Below are 21,953 nucleotides of genomic sequence, written 5' to 3'. Positions count from 1 at the left end.
ATGGCTTTTTTTATTTTTATCAAATGATAAATATTTCTTTTCTCGAAAAAATAGCGACAGTAGTAATTCAGGATTATGCGACTAAACTAGACGAGATAGTTATTGTACTGCCTAATAAAAGAGCAAAAGTTTTTTTAATAGAAGCTTTGCAAAAGCAAATTGCAAATACTATCATTTGTCCTGAGATTATTAGTATTGAAGATTTTGTTCAGGATGTAGCCTCGATAAGATCTCTGGATTCTATAGAACTGTTATTTGAGTTTTATGAAGTTTATCTCTCTATAACCGAGAAACAAAATCAACAGTCTTTTGAATTGTTTGCCAATTGGGCAAAGACACTTTTACAAGATTTTAACGAGATTGATCGTTACTTACTGGACCCATCACATGTTTTGTCTTATCTTAAAGATATTGAAGACATTAAAAAATGGGGTATTGAGGTCGAAGATAAAACAAAACTTTTAGAAAATTATATTGATTTCTGGAAGCTATTACCTATTTACTATGAGGCTCTTTATCTGCATTTATTAAATAAAGGTTTGGGATATCAGGGTTTGATTTATAGAGAGGCGGTAAATAATCTTAATCATTTTTCGAATTCTACTTCAAATCAAACATATATTTTTGCTGGATTTAATGCTCTAAATGCTGCTGAAGAAAGAATTGTTCAGCACCTTTTGGCACTTGAACAGGCTAAAATTTATTGGGACGTAGACAGCACTTTTTTAAACGACCCTTATCATGATGCGGGATTGTTTGTAAGACGCTTTAAAGAAAGCTGGAAACATTATAAATCACATACCTTCGACTGGATTGTAGATGATTTTTCGCAAAGCAAGAATATCCAAGTAATAGGAACTCCTAAAACTATTGGTCAAGCCAAACTAACAGGTAGTATCATTGAAAAAATAATCGAGGAAAATCCCTCTACTTCTCTGGATAAGGTAGCAATCGTACTTGGTGAAGAAAATTTGCTTATGCCGGTCTTGTACGCACTGCCTTCCTCTTTGGGTGCTCTAAACATTACGATGGGCTATTCGAGTAAAAACAATCCATCACAGATCCTGATTGCAAAGTTGTTTAAAATGCATACGAATGCGATTTCCAGAAAAGGAGATCACTATGTTTTTTATTACAAAGATGTTTTGGACGTTTTAACCCATCCTTTGATCGAGCCGTATGCGCATGCGACTCATTTGGTCAAAATTATAAAAGAAAATAATTATACGTTTATTACCCATAAAAAAATTCTGGAACTCAACGCAAGTGCTTCAGATTTGTTTTTATTATTATTTCAAAAATGGGAGAATGGAGCGCTCGCAGTTCTCGATAATATTGCTGCACTCTTGCTTTTGGTCAAAGAAAATTTTAACAACGATAATGAGGAAGAAAAAATAGCCAAAACTTTTGTGTTTGCCGTTTTTAAAGTAATAAATAAGCTCATCAATTACTATTCCCAACATCAGCATATTGATAATATTGATACTTTGTACGCTATCTATAAGCAGATTATAGAGGTAGCCGAAGTTTCTTTTGAAGGAGAACCTTTAAGAGGATTGCAAATCATGGGGGTGCTCGAAAGTCGTGTTCTAGATTTTGATACGGTAATTGTAACTTCTATGAATGAGGGTAAATTTCCGGCAGGAAAATCGCAGAATTCATTTATTCCTTATGATGTAAAAAAAGAATTGGGTCTTCCTACTTTTAAGGAGAAGGATGCTATTTATACCTATCATTTTTATCATTTATTGCAGCGAGCCAAAAACATCTACCTAATATATAATACTGAAAATGACGGATTGGATGCTGGCGAGCGAAGTCGTTTTATTACACAATTGGAAGTAGAAAAACAATCCAAACACCAGCTTACATTTGATATTTATAATCCTGTTTTGCCTACAACAGCTTATCAGCCCATGGTAATCCCCAAGTCTGAGGCGGTGATGGAGCGCCTGAAAGAAATTGCAACTACTGGTTTTTCTCCTTCTGCTTTGACAAGTTATATTAGGAATCCTATTGATTTTTATTTTCAAAAAATACTTCGAATTAGAGAAGTAGAAGAGGTTGAAGAAAATATTGCCTTAAATACGCTCGGAACGATCATTCATGAAACATTAAAAGCACTTTATGATCCTTTTGTCGGTAGGTTTATTTCTGAAACAGATATTTCAAATTGTTTCAAGCTTTTGGATGACGAAGTTTTAAAACAATTTAAATTGGTGTATAAAGAAGGCGAAATCAAGAAAGGAAGAAATTTATTGGCTTTTGAAGTCGCTAAACGTAATGTTCTCAATTTTCTTAAATTAGAACTGGAAGCAATTAAAAGCGGAGACGCCATCAAGATTATTGCTCTGGAAAAAACTTTCGAACGTGAATTAATACATCAGAGTTTGCCTTTTCCTGTTTTGATTAAAGGAAATGTCGATAGAATTGAATTGCGCAACGGAAAAATTAGAATCATTGATTATAAGACCGGAAAGGTTGAGAGAGCCAATGTTGTGCTTAAATCATGGAATGGGTTAACTAAAGACCTTAAAAACGATAAAATTATTCAGGTTTTAGCGTATGCTTTTATGTTTGAAAACGAAATGAAAGACATTCCGATGGAAGCAGGGATTATTTCGTTTAAAAACTTAAAATCAGGTTTTCTGCCTTTTGGTTTTAAAGAAGAAAAAGAATTACATATAACCGTTACAAAAGAAATTCTGGCGAATTATGTCGAGGAGATTGTGGTACTGTTAAACGAAATTTTTGACCGCACTATTTCTTTTGAAGAAAATATCTGACAAATTAAAATTACCGCTATTTTTGCGTTTTCTCCAGAATTAGAAAATTAGCGATAATTAGAAGTTTAAAAGCTGAACTTGTTGAAAGATTTGTTTCAATAAGTTCAGCTTTTTCTATCTATAATTTTTAACTGAAAATTTTTTTAAAGAAGCCCCTTTTCTCTGGTTCTCCCTCATTTTCATTGTTTATACTTCCGTTTTCAAAACGAAATCTTCTAAACTTCATCAATTTTACGTTTAAATCAAAACGCAATTCCTCAACAGTTTTCATCTCAATAATTTTTTGCAAATTTAATAAAAACTTCTCTTAAATTGAGTTTGTATGAGCTTCTGACCTTATAATTCAATTTTATTGAATGTTCTCCTGTATTTTTAAACACATTTACTTTTTCTCCTTCTTTTTTTTGCACATTATAATCTAAAAACAGCTAAAAATCACGTTATAAATAAAAGTAAATCAGTTGATTAGGGTTGGCTTTTTTTTAACAAGTGTTTATGGCATAGTTGTGTTTATTGAAATAACTTTGCCGATTCTTAAACATGATAAAAAAGGAATATGATTGATTTAAACACACTTGTAGAGGAAACCGGAGCCGAATCTGGTTTGGTTTTTACGATAGACGGCGTTTTGGTTGAGTCCGTAAATTTAGAGTATGATGGCAATGTAGCGGCAATGATTGGGATGATATTAAAAATGTCTTTAGAAATGTCTGAAGACCTCAATAATGGAGAGCTCAAGCAAGTGATGATTAAGAACAATGACGGAATTGTGGTGGCCAATAAAAATCAGGATGATAATTGTGTCGCTCTGCTTTCTAAAGATATAAGTAAAATGGGCCTTTTGCTGCGCAGAATGGATACTGTTTTCAACAATTAATTTAATACAATTAAAACATGTCAGATTTTTTACAAAATTTTCAAAACGATTTAAAAGAAAATATCAATGGTTTTATCGCAGTTTCTGTAACTGAGGTTGAAACTGGAATGTCATTCTGTTCTCTTTCTTTAAATCCAAATTTTGATCCAGAATTAGCCTCTGCTTATAATTTAGAAGTTGTAAAAGCAAAATTAAGTGCGATCAAAGCTTTAGGTTTAAATCAAAAAATAAACGATATTTTAATCACACTTACAGATCAAATACATATTATTGATGTTTCTGAAGATGGTAAATATTTTATTTATCTAGCGGTAGACTCAACAAAAGCAAATCTTGGTTTGACAAGAGCAACTTTATCTAAATTTAAAAAAGATATTGTTTCAAAGCTATAATTTCTACAATAAAATTAAAAGGGCTGTCTCAAGTAATTAAGACAGCCTTTTTTGATTGGTTTAAGAACCGAAAAATTTGAGTAAAATGAGTTGTAATGCTTCTTTGTTTTCAATGTGGCTCATGTGGCCATCTTCAAAAGAGATCAATTCTGTTTGCCCATATTCTATTTGGGCGATCGTTTCTTCATAGTTTAAAACGGGATCTTTTTTTCCTAAAACCAATAAAGTAGAGAAACGATTGGTATGTAAAAGCGCTACACGGTCTTTTCTAATTTTCATACCCTCAAGCGAAGCTACTATTCCTTGTAAAGGTGTTTTGAGTGCTTGTGTTTTGACTTTTTCAATTTCATCTCCGAGGCGAATTCTATTGTTTTCGCTAAACAAATTGGCAATCGCAAGACTCACAAAGTTGACATAATTTTGCTTTACAGCTTTGATGGCGCGTGTTCTGTTGAGTTTCTTTTCGGGACTGTCTTCTTTTGAAGTTGAGTTTAATAACACCAATTTCTGAATCGCATTCGGGTACAATTCGGCGAAAGCCAAACCTACATAACCGCCCATAGAATGACCTACAATGGTGGCTTTTTGTATTTTTAAATGTTCAAGAACTTCGTGAACAATATTGGCATTTTCTTCCATAGAATGGATGTAGCCCAGACAATCTGATGCGCCATGTCCCAGTAAATCGATCGTAATCACGCGATACTGATTTGCAAAATAAGTGGCATACTCTTTCCACATCAATTGATTTTCCAGAAAGCCGTGAAGGAATACGATCGCAGTTCCTTGACCTTGATCGGTGTATACTATTGTGGTATTTTTGTATAAAATAGTTTTCAAAATCATGTTTTAAATAGGAAAGCACAAAGATAGGAAACGGTAATCATATTCGAAATTTAAGTTCCATAAGATACAGTTTGCTTTACTGTGCTATAGGAATTTTTATAGCAATAAGTAATTTACAATAAAAAAACGACTAACATTGTTGCTAATCGTTTTTGTGTTTTTTAGTATTTGCCTTTTGAATTAAGAGTTCATCAAGCTCTCGATTTCATCTACTTCGATAGGAATATTGCGCATCAAGTTAAAAGGTTCTCCTTTTTCCTGAACCACTACATTGTCTTCCAAGCGAATTCCGAAACCTTCTGCCGGAATATAAATCCCAGGTTCTACCGTAAAGACCATATTGGCCTTCATTGGTTCGTGAAGTAATCCGTAATCGTGTGTATCAAGACCCATGTGATGAGAGGTTCCGTGCATAAAATATTTTTTGTATGCCGGCCATTCTGGATTTTCGTTCTGTACATCGGCTTTGTCAATTAAACCCAAACCAAGCAATTCCGATGTCATTAACTTACCTACTTCTATATGGTATTGTTTCCAAAGTGTTCCCGGAGTTAACATTTTGGTCGCTTCGTTTTTAACTCTCAAAACGGCATTGTAAACCGCTTTTTGTCGGTCTGAATATTTACCTGAAACCGGAATTGTTCTGGTCATATCACTAGAATAATTGGCATATTCTGCTGCAACATCCAACAAAATTAAATCTCCTGCTTTACATTGCTGATTATTTTCGATATAATGCAAAACATTGGCGTTGTTTCCTGATGCAATAATTGGGGTGTAAGCAAAACCTTTAGAACGGTTGCGGATGAATTCGTGAACCAATTCGGCTTCGATTTCGTATTCCGTAACATTCGGTTTTACAAATGATAATAATCTGCGGAAACCTTTTTCGGTAATATCGCAAGCGTGCTGAATCAGATCGATTTCTTCGCTTTCTTTTATCGAACGGATGCGTTGCAAAATTGGGTTGCTTTTGGCAACTTGGTGTGCCGGGTAATGCTCTTTCCACCATTTTACAAACCGTGCTTCGCGAGTTTCAGTCTCAACTGTTGCGCGATAATGCTCGTTGGTATTGATGTACATCGTATCAGAATACGTCATCATTTCGTTCAGAATTTTATGAAAATCCTGCAGCCAATACACTGTTCTAATTCCAGAAACCTGAAAAGCGCGTTCTTTTGTTAGCTTTTCGCCTTCCCAAATTGCAATATGTTCGCTAGTTTCTTTCAGGAAAAGCATTTCTTTCTGGTTTTCGTAAGGTGCATCCGGAAACAAAAGCAAGATACTTTCTTCTTGATCCACTCCGCTCAGGTAAAAAATATCGCGGTGTTGTGCAAACGGCAACGAACTGTCTGCGCTAACAGGGTAGATGTCGTTTGAATTGAAAACGGCAACACTGTTCGGTTTCATTTCTGCCGTAAATTTTTTGCGATTTTTTACAAAAAGAGCGCTGTTTATTTGGTGATATTTCATAATATTTTCGTTTTTGAACTTCGAATCTCAAAATTACTATTTTTTGAAGAAGTAGCGCAAAATAGCTTTATTAAAGTTTTCTTATTTGTTTGAGTTTTTTGCAGACCAATTTGTCTGCCCAATCTAGTCGTTTCTAACAACAGTTCGAGATCGATAAATACTTGGAGAGATCAGAATAAAGTAGCCCATTTAGGTTTTTTAGGTAAACGTTTAGGTTCCGAACGTAAAACTTTAGGCTCTAGACCCAATCATTTAGGTAAACAACCGAAAAATTACATCATAACACCTAAAAACTGCACTAAAAAACAGTAATCATTGCCTTTATAACCTAAACAATAAGTCATTGCGAGGAACGAAGCAACCACACTAAGAAAAGCAACCAATGTAAAGTGGCAACTGAGATTGCTTCGTTTCTCACAATGACGTTATGGTAAAAAGTTTTTAAGCAAATTTAGAATCTTAACAAGGGCGTGTCCCTCCGGGTCGGGCTTTCGGCTATATCTTTTGTTCCGCTTCTCTTCACAAAAGGATACCGCCTCTATCCCTCACGCGAGTCTCGGTTTCATAAGAAACTTGCAGGCTTAGATAAAAAAATATTGCTAACTAGAAAAAAATGATTTATTTTGAAAAAAGAATTGTGTAATCTTTACATAAAAATCAGATTTTAGTATTTATGATCAACAGAGAAAAAATAATACAGAATTATATTGATGGCTATAATCAATTTGATATTGATAAAATGATAGCTGATTTTGATGGTACAATTGTTTTTGAAAATATTCAGAACGGTGAAGTAAATATGACTTTGTCGGGGCTGAAGGAATTTAAAGATCAGGCAGAAGAAGCGAAAAAGTATTTCTCAAAAAGAGAACAAACGATAACATTATTCAGTCATTCGAAATCTAAAACAGCAATAGATATTGATTATCAGGCTATTCTGGCAATGGACTTTCCCAACGGAATGCAAAAAGGACAGGAATTGAACTTGACAGGTAAATCTGTTTTTGAATTTTTAGATAATAAAATTGTTAGATTGACGGATATAAGTAAATAACTCTTTCTTTATTCGTATTTTCGCTTTGCGGAAAGTTAATAATCCAAATAAAATTGAATAAATATCTAAAATATCTTCTATCGCTCTTTCTGGCTTTTGTCCTGATTGCGAATGACGGAACTTTAGATTCTCAGACAAAATCAGCAGAATATTACCAATCTTCCTTTGTGATTCTGAGAAGAGAATTAGATCTTACAAATTCTCGTTTGTATGTATTAAATCGATTTGTTTCTCTAATAAAAATTGCATTTTTAATTCCGGTACATTATCTTGAACTTAAGCAAGTTTACAGTTTTCAAATTCGGATTCTTATAAAATTACGAATGCTTATTTATCAAAATATAAATTCATTTATTAGACAATCTGTTTTCATGAATGAAATAATCACTTCAAATAACTTCTATAAAAGTTTATACAGCGCTTAGAAATTTCTAAGCATTTATGCGCCTTAACGCATACGATGATACTATAATGTCTAATCATTTATCATTTTCAAAATGTATAAACACAAAAATAAAACACGTTTAGAGCAATCTAAGCGACCACTTCATTGGATAAAAAGAAAAATAATAGTAATAATGACCGCTTTTATGCTAGGAATGGCAAACGGAATGAGTGTAGAAGATCAAACCATTAAAGGAAAGCAGCATTATACAGAACAGCATAAAAAGGATTGATTTTTAATTTTGCAAAATAAAAGATTTGCTAGTCATTGCGAGGAACGAAGCAATCTCACTTTGCATTTTACAATAGTTGCTTTTGTTAGTGTGGTTGCTTCGTTCATCGCAATGACGATAAGGCATAAACTTTTCATAATCTCTATTCTGCAAACCGAATCAAATGATAGCCAGAAATCTAAAATTTTATTGTTTATGACTTTTTTTAATATCTTCGGTCAGGAATAATACCAAAAAAACAGTTTTGATTTTAAAGAACCAGAAAATAGGGTTTGTTTTGTTTGCAATTAGGCGCTAAATCATGAACGCAACATTTGTACACAAGTCATGATCTTGATGGAGATTGAAAGTTATTCTTTAGACAAGACGATCATACGGAGGAAAATGTAAAATTAATTTCACTAAAAAAAGCTTCCGAACTGAATCAATCCATAAATGACTCGTTCAAAATACCAAAAGGTATCGCTGCAGAAAGAAAAATAAATAAGGAAAAACAGAGTCCTTCTTAAACTATAATTTTATTCTAAAAATATATGGTAGCATTAAGTACAGAAATTAAATACTTTACACCAAAACAAAGTGCAGTTTTTTTATCCATTTCTCTGTTTCTTGTCTGGTTCTGGATGTTTATTGCTGCCAGAGTTGATACAGAGAATGATCGTGGCTTCTTAACCACTTTTGGTATCATAATGATAATGTGTTTTATACTTGCAAAGTTTTTCTCGAACGGCAAAGGCGGACAGTTTTTAGCAACCTTATTTTATCTTAGTTTTGGAAGTTTGATTGTTTCTCTATTAACACTCACCTTGGGATTGTTGCTTTCAGCTGTTGTAAGTTGGGCTGGTTTTATCGTTCCGATTGCTGTAACAGGGCTTTTGATGTTTTTTATTCTAAGGAGATTGTTTTCTTTTCCAGATAATTATGTGGCATTTTGGGTCATTATTTCATTGCCAATATTGGTGATTATAACTTTGCAATTATTGCCATTTTATGATAATATTTTCGCTCATGATTACGGAATTGGGTTTCCGATTTCGATATATCTAAGTTTTGTTTTTATTGCAATCTCGGTTCTTTGCAGAGAAAGAAAATCGGAAATTGCAGAAGAGTAAATTCAAAGTCATTGCGAGGAACGAAGCAATCTCATTTTGCATTTTACAATGGTTGCTTTTGTTATTGTGGTTGCTTCGTTCCTCGCAAAGACAAAGATTGCAGATAAAAAAAACCGAAGCAGAAATGCTTCGGTTTTTATCTTATTTATTCGAATTTGGACTTTTTTGAAATAGGAATTTCAAATTTTATTCCACCCATTTGTAATATCGTGCCCCAATCAAGTTAGGGACTTCTTTTTCGATTCGGTCCAGAACCCATTCTTTTTTTGGTGTTCGGATGCTTTGTTTTTGTTCTTTTTTGTGAAGACTTTCGTAAGTTTCAAAATCAATCTCAACACTTTCTGCTAGGTTTGCAAAAAGTTTGGTTTTTGCCAAAGCCGATCGCCATTCGGGTTGAATCGTTCCTTCAAAAACTTTCGATTTTGAGCCACTTCCGTACGCAAGAAATCCAAATGTAGTGCCGGCAACTTCTTGCTTGTTGTCGTAAAAATGTGCTAAAGTCGATAGTAATCCCATAAAAATAGAACCTGTGTAAAGGTTTCCGATCAAGGAAGAAGCCAATTCTGCAGGCTGTAATTTCTCGGTGACAAACTTTTTATATTCGTCTGATTTTGCTACTTCTTTAATTTTATTTTGATAATCTGCTTGTTCGATATTTTCTGAAATGATTTTATCCGCATGATCTAAAGCATAAATTTCAGATAACATTCTGCGTCCTTGAAACGAATACGGCAAGTGCATGATAATGCTGTTCCATTTACTATATAAAGTTTCGGTCGTGTTTTTTAGTTTTTTGAATGAAAAGTAGGCATTTCGCGTACGATCCATATAACATTGATTGGAATATTGACCGTCAAAAACAGGTTGGTCTTTATGAATTTCGATCTCTGCTTCTAAATTGTCAAACCAAGGATCGTTGTTTTCGTTTTGAGTAATCGCTTCTTTTGAAAGACTTCGATACGGTTTAAAAAAGTCAAAAACACCTTTTGTACTGGTTGCCCAATGATCATCAAAAGCAATGATTCTGGGATTAGAGGTTACCAACATTGCTAGTGCTCCGGCACCTTGTGTGTATTCTCCCGTAGAATTTAAATCGTATTTTGCAAAATCGGTGGTTACAACAATGGCTTTTTTGGTCGGATGTAGTTGTACAAAATCAATACAATTTTGCAAAGCATCAACGCCGCCAATACAGGCAAAAGTAAAATCGACTACGTCACATTCTGCAAGAGCGTCTTCGCCAAATTTTTGTTCCATTAAATTAATTAAAAAAGAAGCAATTGGTTTAGAACTGTCGATACTACTTTCAGTCCCGACATAAATACGGCTAATTTCGTTAAGGTTGATGTTGTTTTCGAGGATGAGTTTGGTGAGGGCATTGGCTCCAAAAACTACCGCATCCTGATGTACGTCTGGCAAAGTCATTTTGATTAATCCGAGGCCTTTTTCTAGTTTTTCGGGCTCGATATTTCTGGCATTGGCCAAAGTTTTTATAGGTAAATGTATGTTGGCTACGTCAAAAGAAATAGCGTCTATTCCTGTTTTCATGGGTGATATTTTATGCCGATAAAGGTAAAATTATGCTGTTTAATTTTGGCTGTTTTATTCGAATAAAATGAGTCGAACTTTTACTTTTGAGAAAAATAAATTAAAAGGCTCAAAAAAATAGCAATTTGGTAATTATATAAAAATCAGGATTTGATCAAAATGACTTCAGAATAAAACCTATTTTGGGGTTTTTAAACCATTTGCTTTAAAGTCTCTAAAAGCTCTTTAAAATGATTATAAATAACAACGAAATGGTTGTAGTTGATGTCTATTTGCTTTATTTTTGTGTAATTTTTTAAAACAAACTACTTAAACTCTTATGGCACAATCTGCACTATTGAATGCGTCCATCTTAAAGAAAGTTGCAATGGCGCTTTCTGGACTGTTCTTAATCACGTTTTTAGCGCTGCATGTTTCCTTAAATCTAATTTCTGTTTTTAGTGAAAACGTTTTCAACGAAGCGTCACATTTTATGGGATACAATCCGCTGATACAATTTGTAATGCAACCTGTTTTGGCTTTTGGTGTAATTTTCCATTTTGTGATGGGATTTGTTCTAACCATTCAAAACAAAAATGCTAGACCAATTGGTTATGCAAAATACAATGGAGCAGCAAATGCTTCTTGGACTTCTAGAAATATGATTATTTCTGGATTAGTTATTTTGGCTTTCTTAGGATTGCATTTTTATGATTTTTGGTTTCCCGAAATCGGATACAAATACGTTGCGGGCACTGCTCCTGATGCTACAAGGTATTACGGTGAATTAGTTCATAAATTTCACGATCCAATTCGTACCGGTTTGTATTGTGTTTCGTTTATTTTATTAGGTCTTCACCTTTGGCACGGATTCAGTTCGTCTTTGCAATCAATGGGGATGCATAATAAATATTCAAGATTTTTAAGCAAAGTTGGTTATGGCTATGCGGTAGTAGTACCGGCACTTTTTGTTATAATCGCATTATTTCATCATTTCAATAATTAATATCAATTATAATGGCATTAGATTCAAAAATTCCACATGGTCCAATATCGGACAAATGGACAAATTATAAAGATCATATTAATTTAGTAAACCCTGCTAACAAGCGTAATTTAGATATTATTGTAGTTGGTACAGGTTTGGCTGGAGGTTCTGCTGCGGCAACTTTGGCTGAATTGGGTTATAACGTAAAAGCTTTTTGTTTTCAGGATTCTCCTCGTCGTGCGCACTCTATTGCAGCTCAAGGAGGTATCAATGCGGCAAAAAATTATAAAGGAGACGGAGATTCTGTTTACAGATTGTTTTATGATACTGTAAAAGGGGGTGACTACCGTGCGCGTGAAGCAAACGTGCACCGTTTGGCAGAAGTTTCTACCAATATTATTGATCAATGTGTGGCTCAAGGGGTACCATTGGCTCGTGAATATGGCGGACTTTTAGACAACCGTTCTTTTGGAGGAACTTTGGTTTCCCGTACTTTTTATGCACAAGGACAAACAGGACAACAATTATTGTTAGGAGCTTATTCTGCAATGAACCGTCAGATTGGTCGTGGAAAAATAAAAATGTACAACCGTCACGAAATGCTGGATTTAGTAATCGTTGATGGAAAAGCAAGAGGAATCATCGCTCGTAACCTTGTTACTGGAGAAATAGAAAGACATTCTGCTCACGCAGTAGTAATTGGTTCTGGAGGATACGGAAACGTATTTTTCCTGTCAACAAATGCTATGGGAAGTAACGCAACAGCAGCTTGGAAAATTCATAAAAAAGGAGCGTTTTTTGCTAATCCTTGCTACACACAAATTCACCCAACTTGTATTCCGGTTTCGGGAGATCATCAGTCTAAATTGACTTTGATGTCTGAATCGTTACGTAATGATGGTCGTATTTGGGTTCCTGCAAAACTAGAAGATGCAAAAGCCATTCGCGAAGGAAAGAAAAAAGCAACCGATTTAGCAGAAGAAGACAGAGATTATTTCTTAGAAAGAAGATATCCAGCTTTTGGTAATTTAGTACCTCGTGACGTAGCGTCTCGTGCTGCAAAAGAAAGATGTGATGCTGGTTTTGGAGTGAATAAAACAGGTGAAGCTGTTTATTTAGATTTCGCAGCAGCGATAAAAAGATACGGAACAGAGGAAGCTTACGTAAAAGGTTTAGATGCTAATGATGCTGCGTTGGTAACTAAATTAGGAGCGGAAATCGTGAAAAGTAAATACGGAAACTTATTCCAGATGTATTACAAAATCGTTGACGAAGATCCTTATACAACACCAATGATGATTTACCCAGCCGTGCACTACACAATGGGTGGAACTTGGGTTGATTATAATTTGATGACTACAATTCCGGGTTGTTTTTCTATCGGAGAGTCTAACTTCTCTGATCACGGAGCTAACAGATTGGGAGCTTCTGCTTTGATGCAAGGTCTGGCTGATGGATATTTTGTATTGCCTTATACTATTGGAGATTATCTTGCTCCGGATATTAAAATGGGTCCAATTTCTACAGATTTACCAGAATTTGCTGAAGCTGAGAAAAATGTAAAAGATCAAATCGATAGATTTATCAATAATAAAGGAACACATTCTGTAGATTATTTCCATAAGAAATTAGGGAAAATCATGTGGAATAAAGTAGGTATGGCTCGTAACGAAAAAGGTTTGAATGAAGCGATTGAAGAAATTGCTGCTTTACGTGAAGAGTTTTACAAAGAGGTAAAAGTACCAGGAACAGCTAACGGACTTAACCAAGAATTAGAGAAAGCAACTCGTGTTGCCGATTTCTTAGAATTGGGAGAATTGTTTGCAAAAGATGCTTTGCACCGTAATGAGTCTTGTGGAGGTCACTTCCGTGAAGAATACCAAACAGAAGAAGGTGAAGCACTTCGTGATGATGAAAACTTTGCTTATGTTGCCGCTTGGGAATACAAAGGAAAACCAAGTGAAGCCGTATTACACAAAGAGCCTCTGGTTTACGAAAACATTAAATTAGTACAGCGTAGTTACAAATAGCAATTAGTCAAAAGACAAAAGTCTTAAAGTCTAACGGCAAATTGTCAACTGACTTTCGACTTTCGACTTTATGACTTTCAAACTAAAACAGTATGAAACTTACATTAAAAATATGGCGTCAGAAAAACGCCCAGGATAAAGGAGCAATCGTCGAGTATCCAATTGACGGAATTGAGCCAGACATGTCTTTCCTTGAAATGCTTGATGTTCTTAACGATCAATTAATCAACAAAGGAGACGAACCGGTAGCATTTGATCACGATTGTCGCGAAGGAATTTGCGGAATGTGTTCTTTGTTCATCAACGGAGAAGCCCACGGACCAGATAGAGGTGTTACCACTTGCCAGTTGCACATGCGTATGTTTAAAGATGGCGATACTATTTTTATCGAACCATTTAGAGCAAAAGCTTTCCCAGTAATCAAAGATTTAGTAGTAGACAGAAGTTCTTTTGATAGAATTCAGCATGCCGGAGGATTTATCTCGGTAAACACCTCAGGAAATACTATTGATGCCAATACGATTCCGATTGATAAGCACGATGCGGATAAAGCTTTTGATGCAGCGGCTTGTATTGGTTGCGGAGCTTGTGTGGCTACTTGTAAAAACTCATCAGCAATGCTTTTTGTTTCGGCAAAAGTATCGCAATATGCTTTATTACCTCAAGGTAAAGTAGAAGCAGTTGATCGTGTTTTAAACATGGTACACCAAATGGATCTAGAAGGTTTTGGTAACTGTACCAACACTGGAGCCTGCGAAATAGAGTGTCCTAAAGGAATTTCTCTTGAAAATATTGCACGTATGAATCGCGAGTATTTAGCAGCAAGCTTAAAAGGATAATCTTAAAGAATTTAGTTGTAGATAAAAAAAACGCATTCATTAATTTGGATGCGTTTTTTGTTTCACCATAGTATGGTCATAAATGCTTAAATTTGTGTACCTAAAATGATTTCGAATGAATGATAATGAAATAATAAATTATACCAAGGAAGAACGAAAAAATCATATTCTAAAGGAAATCAACCTGCATACTCGTGTAAGTTTTGAAACACTTTCGGCAAAATTGGGTGTTTCAGAAGATACGGTGAGACGTGATATTAATGAACTGGAGTCAGAATCGCTTTTGATTAAAGTGAAAGGTGGTGCCATGACCAAAGGATATCATTATGCTTCATCCAACCAGACGTATGAAGTCGAGTCGAAACAGGTTATCGCCCAGAAAACCGTCAGTCTCCTGCATGATGGTATGGTGTTGTTATTGGACGGAGGAACTACCATTAGGGAGTTTATCCGATTAATTCCAAATGATTTAAATCTGACTATTTTTACCATTACGGTCGTAACGGCGGTACAACTTTTGGATAAACCCAATATTAAAGTAATCATGATTGGCGGCAGCGTATCTTCTTATAGCCAAATGTGCGTAAGCGGAGAAGTATTCCATCAGTTGGCCAATATCAAGGCAGATTTATTGATTTTAGGCACCAATGCTTTGGATGTTGATGGTGGTTATTCTGACTCAGATTGGGAGACGGTTCAGGTAAAAAAAGCAATGATTCAGGCTTCTAAAAAAACGGCAATTATTACAATTACTGAAAAATTAAATACTGTTTTGAAGATGAAAATTGCTAATTTATCCAAATTCGATTATATTGTTACCGAGGTAGAGCCAAATAATGCAAAATTGGAACCGTATAAAAAGGCTTTCCCGGATTTAATTCTTATTTAATTTAAAGCTCAGAAAAAACAGAATAGTATGAAAATAGCCCTTATTCAATCAGATCTTTATTGGGAAGATATTGCTAAAAACAGGAGTCATTTCAACGAACAAATAAATTCGATTCAGCAAAAAGTAGATCTGATTGTTCTTCCGGAAATGTTTTCTACCGGGTTTACAATGAATGCTTCCGCAGTTGCCGAAACCATGCAGGGAGAAACGATTCTGTGGATGCAATCTGTAGCAAAAGAGAAAAATGTAGCCATTACAGGAAGTTTAATCGTTACCGAAAAAGCACAATATTACAACAGAATGTTATTTGTTTTTCCGTCAGGCGAAATACAATACTATAACAAGCGCCATTTGTTTTCGTTGGCCGGAGAAGATAAATTTTATACTAAAGGCACACAAAAAACAATAATCGATTATTTAGGCTGGAAGATTTGTCTTCAGATTTGTTATGATTTGCGTTTTCCTGTTTTTGCCAGAAATACAGAAAATTACGATTTGCTTTTGTATGTGGCGAACTGGCCAAAAGTACGAACCAATGCTTGGGATGCGCTACTTAAAGCACGTGCTATCGAGAATATGACCTATGTATTGGGAGTGAATAGAATAGGGGTAGACGCAAATAATTATGAGTATATTGGCCACTCGCAGGCGATAGATTTTTTAGGTCATTTTCTTCTCGAGCCTCAGGAGCAGGAAGGTGTTTTTATAGTCGAACTGGATAAAAAAACAATGCTCGAAACCCGCCAAAAGTTGGATTTTTTGAGCGATAAAGATGAGTTTGAAATTCTGAACTAATTTTCTACTCTTGATCTAAAACGTTTATAGTTGCCTTTTGCTTTTTTAAGCGAATAGTGATTTTTTGGTAATGCCACTCTTTATTCATCTTATGAGCAATAATGTCGATCTTACCGATTTCCTTAACACCAATGATTCTAACAGTAGTGGCAACGGAGTTGTTATGGTTAGTATACAGGACATTTCCTTCCATAATGGACAATTTATCAATGGGTTCTATTCTCCCAATAACAGCCAAAACTTCCCTATTTTTATTGGCTTTTTCGATGGCTTTTTCGTAAAGTAAAGTATCGGAATACGCCTGAATGATCGAGGTAGTGTCTTCTGCAATAGTAGAAGTAAAAAAACAGGCATACAACAGAATGCCCAGCAACGTTGGCAAAAGCCATTTCCAGTTGTTTTGTAACCAGGTTTTCTTAACCGCTAATTCGTTGCTCATTGCAGTACTTTTTGTGAGTTAAAAAGCTGTTTTCTTTCTTTTTGCGTCGTCTTTTTTCTTTTTATCGTCTTCTTTTTTCTCCAGTTCAGGATTGTAGGGTATGCTTACATCAAAAGTTTCATTGACATCCCAATTGCTTCGAACATCAAAATTTTTCTGCATATAATTGACTTCTTCTGAATATTCTTTTTTTAAGAAGTTACCCGCATCGTATATTTTATTTTTATTGTCGTCGTAAATTATCCGCACCGTAAATAACTCAGGTTCTAAAAGGTTAAACTCAAATTTCGTTTCGCCTTCAGAGTATTCCTGTGCAAGAATTTTGTCGCCTTTTTTATTGATTAATTCGATGATAATTGGAAAGCGTTTTACGTTTTTCAAATTCAAAATAACATTTCCGTATTCTTCTATTTCTTTAGTGGTCAATCTATATTGTAATGTATCATTTGATTTCTCGTAAAAATCGGTCAAAGCCCCGGGTAAAAAGGTAAAATTATATTTTTGTGAAGGTTCTTTTTTGAAATCTACGTAGAGTTTTTGCTCAAATTCATTGTACTCGGTGGTAAAATCTACCGCTGTAGAATCTTTATTGACTAGCTTAATTTTTGAGGAATCAAATTTTACCAGTGGAGTAGCGGTTTCAAGTGTAAAACGCTCTCTAAAATTTAGGGTTCCATTTTGTATTGCCGAAATGTTCAGCGTGTCTTTTTTGAGGTCTTTTATCTTAAAAACATATTTCTTTTTGTAATCGTCTTTGCTGATTTCCATCGCCAAAGAATCTACTTTAAGAGGCTTGTACCAAACCTGCAGCGAATCTTTCTTAGGGAATTCGGTCACAATAGTTTCGAGGATTTCATCATTGTTTTTAAGGACGATTTTAGGTTTCGAAGTCTTAAAATTTTGCTTTCCTTCATACGGAACTAATAATCTATTTCCCGAAAGCTGTACAGGTTTTAGAGCCTTTAGCGGAAGCGTTTCTTTAAATAATTCTAACTCAAAAAGGGTGTCGTTGGGGATGTTAATGTAATGCTTTACAAAACCTATTTTGTCTTCTTTAGGATTGTATTTGTTGTTGTTTCCCTTGTCTTTTAGAGCGATTAAAAGGTATTTTCCCGCTTTTAAATTTTCTAATTTAAAAGTGCTCAAACTGTCCAGCGTATTAGTGATATATCTTGGGTTTTCTTTGTAAATAATCGAATCTTCAAATTTGTCATTGACATCGTAAAGCATCACCGAAACAAAGTTGTCGGTGGTTTTATTGTAAGAGTCCTTGATTCTTCCGCCAATTGAAAGCGAGTCAATATAGGAGCCCGTTGAGAAAATATATTTAAATTGATTGTACGGATTACCTTCGTTATTATCGGTTATACTTTGTCCGAAATTAAAGCTGTAAGTTGTATTGGGCTGTAACGTGTCCTGAATTTTTATTTTGATAAATTTACTCGCATTAGAAGGCGTGATAATGGGTTGCGCCTTCATTGGAGGTGAAATAATCAACTGTTTGTTGGTATTTTTAAGTTTTACATATTCGTCAAATGTCAGGACAATTTCGTTTCCTTTAAAATCGGTACTGAAATTTTTTGGCGAACTTGATACCAGAATAGGAGCAAGAGTATCTTTTAATCCTCCCGTTATGCTGCCTCTTTTGGCGCAACTCATCATTAAAAATACCAGTAAAAAAGAAATATATCTGAAGTTGTTTTTCAACATAATCGTTCGTGATTTAATTCCACAAAATAACAATTATATTTGCTTCTATCGAAATTTTTTATCGTTTTATTAGGTTTTAAAGCTTTTCATGGCGTTGTTTTTTTTAAAATTTAAAACCTGTGCCGTACTATAATTTCTTACATTTGGTTTCGCATTTAATTTTTTTGGTTTTGAAGAAGAATATTTTGTTAGGTTTTATGGTCTCTTTATTGATTTCTTGTGGTAAAAACAATGAGCCTGTAATTTCTTTTTACTACTGGAAAACCATCTTCAAACTGTCTGAAACACAAAAGCAAACTCTGAAAGAAAATAATGTGAGCAAACTCTACATTCGCTATTTTGATGTGGGTTTGCATCCTGAAAATAAAAGTCCAATACCAATAAGTCCTATTCATTTTCTAGAAAGTATTGATGCTTTTGAAATCGTTCCTGTGGTTTTTATCAAAAACAAAGTAATGCTCGAATCTGCTCTGGATATTGATGATTTGGCGCAAAAAACCTTAAAATTGGTAAATGAAATTAATGCAAAAAATAAAATTAGCTGTAAAGAAATTCAAATAGACTGCGACTGGACATTGGTGAGCAAAAACAATTATTTGAAATTTATCGAGCGTTTTAAAAAGCTTTCGAACAAAAAACTTTCGGCGACCATTCGTTTGCACCAGGTGAAGTATTTCAAAAAGACAAAGATTCCAAATGTTGATTCTGGTGTGCTTATGTATTATAACATGGGTTCGATCGCTGCGGATACGCTCAACTCGATTTACAGCCAGAAAGTAGCCGAGCGTTATCTCGAAAGCCTCAAAAAATACCCGTTGCATCTTGATTTTGCTTTGCCTATTTATTCTTGGGGAGTTCACATACGCGGTGGGCGCGTGATAGGTTTGCGCTCAAAAGTTACTGCGCAAGAATTAAAAAAAGATATTAATTTTGAATCCATTTCGGGCACTATTTTTTCAGTAAAACATTCCAATTACAAAAAAGGGATATTTTATGAAGAAGGGGATCAGATAAAAATCGAAGCTACTTCCTCCAAAGAGTTAATCGAAATAGCCGAAGATTTAGAGGAAAATACGGCTAAAAAACCAAACGAAATTATTTTTTACGATTTAGACGAATTCAATTTAAAAAACTATGAAAAGAATATTTTTAAACAAGTTGTTTCTTGTTTCTAGTGGTGTCCTGCTTTTTTGTTATGCTATAATTTATGCTTGCGGCGGCGGCGATGACTATGATTATTTTAGTTATAATTCTAATTTCACACCTGAAACTTTTGCAGATAAGTCGTATGCACCTTTGTTTTTGTCTAGTGATGTTTTTTATAGAATAGGGTCTGACACCCAACACAATTCCAGATTTAATGAGCAGATTATAAAAGAGTGGAGCGATTACTTAAAAGGAAAAGTAGATGCCGCAACTGTTAGTTATTTTATGATTGGCGAGGTGAACAATAATTACAATTCCGGCGAAAATAACGAAGCAACAAACTTTACAGATGTTGCACAGCTTCATGTTTATTATAAAAATAAAAAGGAAAATAAACCATCGCTAAAATGGGGTAAAAAAATTAGTTTGAAAGATCCAAAAATTAAAAGTTTTATCGAATTTTTGTATTTGGCTCAAAAAATAGAAACGGTTTCGGTAGTCGAAGAAAATTGGAGTTACGAGCCGGTTGTGGCCAAAACTTTCGATGATTTAAAAATGATACAGTCGATAGAAAATGTCTACAATACAACGGCAGATTCATTCCTGAAAAACAGATATTGGTTTCTTACCATGAAAGGCTATTTTTATAGTAGTAACAAGCAAAAAGCAATTGACTTTTTTAATAAAACCGAAAAATCGGTGGCAAAAAATCAGTTGTATTACAGAGCGTTGGCGTATGTGGCGGGTGTGTATTATAAAGCAAAAAAATATGCCACTTCTAATTATTTGTATGCTCAGGTATTTGATAAATGTCCCGAAATGCGTGTAGTTACGGCGTATAGTTTTAGCCCGAAAAGCGAAAAAGACTGGAATCAATCGTTGGTTATGGCCAAAAATAATAAAGAAAAAGCCGCACTTTGGGCTGTTCATGGTTATTATAAAGACGAAAAACAGGCGGTAGAAAAAATTTACCAATTAGATCCAAAAAGCGAACATCTCAATTATTTGCTGACCCGATTGATAAACCGTCAGGAGCAGCTTATTAATAATTCGTTTACAGAATCAAAAAATAACGATACTAATACACCCGCCCGAAATCAAACGGTAACCGAAAACAAAACAGAAAACCGAGCTAAAATTGACAAAAGCGAAATTGATTTGGTGGCTGCAATTGCGGCAGCAGGAAATACACAGAAACCCTATATGTGGGATGTTGCGCTGGGGTATTTGCAAACGCTAAAAGGTGATTATGACAAAGCAGATACGAATTTTAGCAAAGCCGAAAAAACAATGCCAAAGACACAATTGGCTACTTACCAATTGCGATTGCTTCGATTTGTGAATAATTTGAGTAAAATAGACAAGCTGACTTCTAAAAACGAAAAAACCGTTTTGGCCGATTTGAACTGGTTGTACCTTGAACTTCCAAAAACGTACAAAGGAGATGATTTTAGATATCAAAATGCGGCTGCATGGAGCAAAGCTTATCTGGCCAGTCTCTACAGAGAGCAGCAAAATCCCGTTATGGCCGAATTATTTGGCGAATCCAGAGGGTATTATTGGAATAGTGGAAATTCATTTTATGACAATGAAAAAAATCTGTTAGACATGAAAGCTTTTTTGGCTAAGCCAAATAAAACCGAAATAGAAAAAGTTGGCGCCGATATTTACAGTTATAAATTAAAAGACATCAATAGTTTTCAGGCGGTTCAGGCAACTTTTAATAATAAAGTTCCGGAAGCAATTGAGTTTATTAAACAGACAGATTCGATTCAGTATGCTGTTTTTTTAGGCAATCCTTTCAACGGAAGTATAAAAGATTGTCACGATTGTGATCATGTTGCGCCTCAGAAAAAGAAATATACAATTATCGATTTTCTGACCACTGTAAAAACCATGCAGGACAAAGTGGCTCAAAAAGAAGATCTTTTTACCAATAATATCTTGTTGGGAAATGCTTTTTATAATATTACTCATTTTGGTAATGGTAGAATTTTTTACGAAACCAATATTGTAGGATACGGTTCGAGTCCTTATTCTTTCAGAGATTCGATGAAAAAAATGATTACCAATTGCAGTGTTTCCAAAATGTATTACAAAAAAGCTTTGGAAGCCGCTACCACAAAAGAGCAGAAGGCAAAATGTATCTATTTTATCGCAAAATGTGAGCGTAACGACTATTACAACCAAAAATACAATAGCGTAAATAATTGGTGGGATGTAGAAGATGATAAGATCAATTTTATTGCTTTTGATGCATTTAAGACCTTAAAAAACGATTATTCGGATACAAGATATTATCAGGATGTAATTGCAGAGTGCGGTTATTTTAACACTTACGTGAATCAATAATTTACAAGAGTCATATTGCTT

The 21,953-nt window shown here is 34.6% G+C and carries 19 protein-coding genes; 13 read left to right on the top strand and 6 right to left on the bottom strand.

The features are described from left to right. Positions 1-23 precede the first annotated feature (23 nt). Positions 24-2,786, top strand: coding sequence for a PD-(D/E)XK nuclease family protein (locus LNP22_RS03875; protein ID WP_229975419.1), 2,763 nt, complete (start codon positions 24-26; stop codon positions 2,784-2,786). 127 nt (positions 2,787-2,913) lie between these two features. On the opposite strand, the gene LNP22_RS03870 is transcribed toward LNP22_RS03875, so the two are convergent. Further along, on the bottom strand, positions 2,914-3,057 hold the full coding sequence (locus tag LNP22_RS03870; RefSeq protein WP_229975418.1) for a hypothetical protein: 144 nt from the start codon (positions 3,055-3,057) through the stop codon (positions 2,914-2,916). Between the two features lie 285 nt (positions 3,058-3,342). On the opposite strand from LNP22_RS03870, the gene LNP22_RS03865 reads away from it, so the two are divergent. Continuing rightward, positions 3,343-3,663 carry a roadblock/LC7 domain-containing protein gene (locus LNP22_RS03865; protein ID WP_210666179.1) on the top strand — a complete coding sequence of 107 codons (321 nt, stop codon included), beginning with the start codon at positions 3,343-3,345 and terminating at the stop codon, positions 3,661-3,663. Positions 3,664-3,680: 17 nt separating this feature from the next. Beyond that, positions 3,681-4,055 (top strand): hypothetical protein, encoded by a 375-nt coding sequence (locus LNP22_RS03860; RefSeq protein ID WP_229975417.1) that lies wholly within the window; start codon positions 3,681-3,683, stop codon positions 4,053-4,055. A 60-nt stretch (positions 4,056-4,115) separates the two neighbouring features. Here the strand turns inward: LNP22_RS03860 and LNP22_RS03855 are convergent, their stop codons facing one another. Next, positions 4,116-4,895, bottom strand: coding sequence for an alpha/beta fold hydrolase (locus tag LNP22_RS03855; protein WP_229975416.1), 780 nt, complete (start codon positions 4,893-4,895; stop codon positions 4,116-4,118). Between the two features lie 186 nt (positions 4,896-5,081). Further along, a complete protein-coding gene (locus LNP22_RS03850) occupies positions 5,082-6,374 on the bottom strand; it encodes an aminopeptidase P family protein (RefSeq protein WP_229975415.1) in 1,293 nt (430 codons plus the stop codon). 673 nt (positions 6,375-7,047) lie between these two features. Here LNP22_RS03850 and LNP22_RS03845 point away from each other — a divergent pair. The 3 genes from LNP22_RS03845 to LNP22_RS03835 all read left to right on the top strand — a co-directional run bounded on the left by LNP22_RS03845 (position 7,048) and on the right by LNP22_RS03835 (position 9,217). Next, positions 7,048-7,428, top strand: a complete 381-nt coding sequence (locus LNP22_RS03845; RefSeq protein WP_229975414.1) for a nuclear transport factor 2 family protein — start codon at positions 7,048-7,050, stop codon at positions 7,426-7,428. Positions 7,429-7,925: 497 nt separating this feature from the next. Then, the gene (locus LNP22_RS03840) at positions 7,926-8,105 is read left to right on the top strand and encodes a hypothetical protein (protein WP_229975413.1); all 180 of its coding nucleotides are present in this window, start codon (positions 7,926-7,928) and stop codon (positions 8,103-8,105) included. A 533-nt stretch (positions 8,106-8,638) separates the two neighbouring features. Then, positions 8,639-9,217 carry a hypothetical protein gene (locus LNP22_RS03835; RefSeq protein ID WP_229975412.1) on the top strand — a complete coding sequence of 193 codons (579 nt, stop codon included), beginning with the start codon at positions 8,639-8,641 and terminating at the stop codon, positions 9,215-9,217. 186 nt (positions 9,218-9,403) lie between these two features. Here the strand turns inward: LNP22_RS03835 and LNP22_RS03830 are convergent, their stop codons facing one another. Beyond that, entirely contained in the window at positions 9,404-10,765 is a 1,362-nt protein-coding gene (locus LNP22_RS03830; protein WP_229975411.1) for a hydroxymethylglutaryl-CoA synthase family protein, read from the bottom strand. A gap of 319 nt (positions 10,766-11,084) precedes the next feature. Between LNP22_RS03830 and LNP22_RS03825 the strand changes: the two genes are divergently transcribed. The 5 genes from LNP22_RS03825 to LNP22_RS03805 all read left to right on the top strand — a co-directional run bounded on the left by LNP22_RS03825 (position 11,085) and on the right by LNP22_RS03805 (position 16,285). Then, positions 11,085-11,750: a succinate dehydrogenase cytochrome b subunit gene (locus LNP22_RS03825; RefSeq protein WP_229975410.1), complete on the top strand. Its 666-nt coding sequence runs from the start codon at positions 11,085-11,087 to the stop codon at positions 11,748-11,750. Between the two features lie 11 nt (positions 11,751-11,761). Further along, on the top strand, positions 11,762-13,762 hold the full coding sequence (locus tag LNP22_RS03820; protein ID WP_229975409.1) for a fumarate reductase/succinate dehydrogenase flavoprotein subunit: 2,001 nt from the start codon (positions 11,762-11,764) through the stop codon (positions 13,760-13,762). Between the two features lie 92 nt (positions 13,763-13,854). Continuing rightward, on the top strand, positions 13,855-14,601 hold the full coding sequence (locus LNP22_RS03815; protein WP_210666170.1) for a succinate dehydrogenase/fumarate reductase iron-sulfur subunit: 747 nt from the start codon (positions 13,855-13,857) through the stop codon (positions 14,599-14,601). Between the two features lie 115 nt (positions 14,602-14,716). Continuing rightward, complete coding sequence (locus tag LNP22_RS03810) at positions 14,717-15,490, top strand: DeoR/GlpR family DNA-binding transcription regulator (RefSeq protein ID WP_229975408.1); 774 nt, start codon at positions 14,717-14,719, stop codon at positions 15,488-15,490. A gap of 27 nt (positions 15,491-15,517) precedes the next feature. After that, the gene (locus tag LNP22_RS03805) at positions 15,518-16,285 is read left to right on the top strand and encodes an amidohydrolase (RefSeq protein ID WP_229975407.1); all 768 of its coding nucleotides are present in this window, start codon (positions 15,518-15,520) and stop codon (positions 16,283-16,285) included. Between the two features lie 4 nt (positions 16,286-16,289). On the opposite strand, the gene LNP22_RS03800 is transcribed toward LNP22_RS03805, so the two are convergent. Next, complete coding sequence (locus tag LNP22_RS03800) at positions 16,290-16,724, bottom strand: cytochrome c oxidase assembly factor Coa1 family protein (protein ID WP_229975406.1); 435 nt, start codon at positions 16,722-16,724, stop codon at positions 16,290-16,292. Positions 16,725-16,742: 18 nt separating this feature from the next. Then, positions 16,743-18,434 (bottom strand): Ig-like domain-containing domain, encoded by a 1,692-nt coding sequence (locus LNP22_RS03795; RefSeq protein ID WP_229975405.1) that lies wholly within the window; start codon positions 18,432-18,434, stop codon positions 16,743-16,745. Positions 18,435-18,604: 170 nt separating this feature from the next. On the opposite strand from LNP22_RS03795, the gene LNP22_RS03790 reads away from it, so the two are divergent. Beyond that, positions 18,605-19,609: a hypothetical protein gene (locus LNP22_RS03790; RefSeq protein WP_229975404.1), complete on the top strand. Its 1,005-nt coding sequence runs from the start codon at positions 18,605-18,607 to the stop codon at positions 19,607-19,609. After that, on the top strand, positions 19,569-21,932 hold the full coding sequence (locus tag LNP22_RS03785; protein ID WP_229975403.1) for a hypothetical protein: 2,364 nt from the start codon (positions 19,569-19,571) through the stop codon (positions 21,930-21,932). Before LNP22_RS03790 ends, LNP22_RS03785 begins: the two co-directional genes overlap by 41 nt. Positions 21,933-21,953: the final 21 nt, after the last annotated feature.

The organism is Flavobacterium flavipigmentatum (assembly GCF_020911905.1).
GTDB lineage: Bacteria > Bacteroidota > Bacteroidia > Flavobacteriales > Flavobacteriaceae > Flavobacterium > Flavobacterium flavipigmentatum.
Note: the sequence above shows the minus strand (reverse complement) of the source record. Positions and strands in the feature narration are given on the sequence as shown.

Coding starts and splice junctions, on each gene's coding strand:
- LNP22_RS03875 (WP_229975419.1), top strand. CDS start 24: ATGATAAATATTTCTTTTCTCGAAAAAATAGCGACAGTAGTAATTCAG.
- LNP22_RS03870 (WP_229975418.1), bottom strand. CDS start 3,057: ATGAAAACTGTTGAGGAATTGCGTTTTGATTTAAACGTAAAATTGATG.
- LNP22_RS03865 (WP_210666179.1), top strand. CDS start 3,343: ATGATTGATTTAAACACACTTGTAGAGGAAACCGGAGCCGAATCTGGT.
- LNP22_RS03860 (WP_229975417.1), top strand. CDS start 3,681: ATGTCAGATTTTTTACAAAATTTTCAAAACGATTTAAAAGAAAATATC.
- LNP22_RS03850 (WP_229975415.1), bottom strand. CDS start 6,374: ATGAAATATCACCAAATAAACAGCGCTCTTTTTGTAAAAAATCGCAAA.
- LNP22_RS03845 (WP_229975414.1), top strand. CDS start 7,048: ATGATCAACAGAGAAAAAATAATACAGAATTATATTGATGGCTATAAT.
- LNP22_RS03840 (WP_229975413.1), top strand. CDS start 7,926: ATGTATAAACACAAAAATAAAACACGTTTAGAGCAATCTAAGCGACCA.
- LNP22_RS03835 (WP_229975412.1), top strand. CDS start 8,639: ATGGTAGCATTAAGTACAGAAATTAAATACTTTACACCAAAACAAAGT.
- LNP22_RS03830 (WP_229975411.1), bottom strand. CDS start 10,765: ATGAAAACAGGAATAGACGCTATTTCTTTTGACGTAGCCAACATACAT.
- LNP22_RS03825 (WP_229975410.1), top strand. CDS start 11,085: ATGGCACAATCTGCACTATTGAATGCGTCCATCTTAAAGAAAGTTGCA.
- LNP22_RS03820 (WP_229975409.1), top strand. CDS start 11,762: ATGGCATTAGATTCAAAAATTCCACATGGTCCAATATCGGACAAATGG.
- LNP22_RS03815 (WP_210666170.1), top strand. CDS start 13,855: ATGAAACTTACATTAAAAATATGGCGTCAGAAAAACGCCCAGGATAAA.
- LNP22_RS03810 (WP_229975408.1), top strand. CDS start 14,717: ATGAATGATAATGAAATAATAAATTATACCAAGGAAGAACGAAAAAAT.
- LNP22_RS03805 (WP_229975407.1), top strand. CDS start 15,518: ATGAAAATAGCCCTTATTCAATCAGATCTTTATTGGGAAGATATTGCT.
- LNP22_RS03800 (WP_229975406.1), bottom strand. CDS start 16,724: ATGAGCAACGAATTAGCGGTTAAGAAAACCTGGTTACAAAACAACTGG.
- LNP22_RS03795 (WP_229975405.1), bottom strand. CDS start 18,434: ATGTTGAAAAACAACTTCAGATATATTTCTTTTTTACTGGTATTTTTA.
- LNP22_RS03785 (WP_229975403.1), top strand. CDS start 19,569: ATGAAAAGAATATTTTTAAACAAGTTGTTTCTTGTTTCTAGTGGTGTC.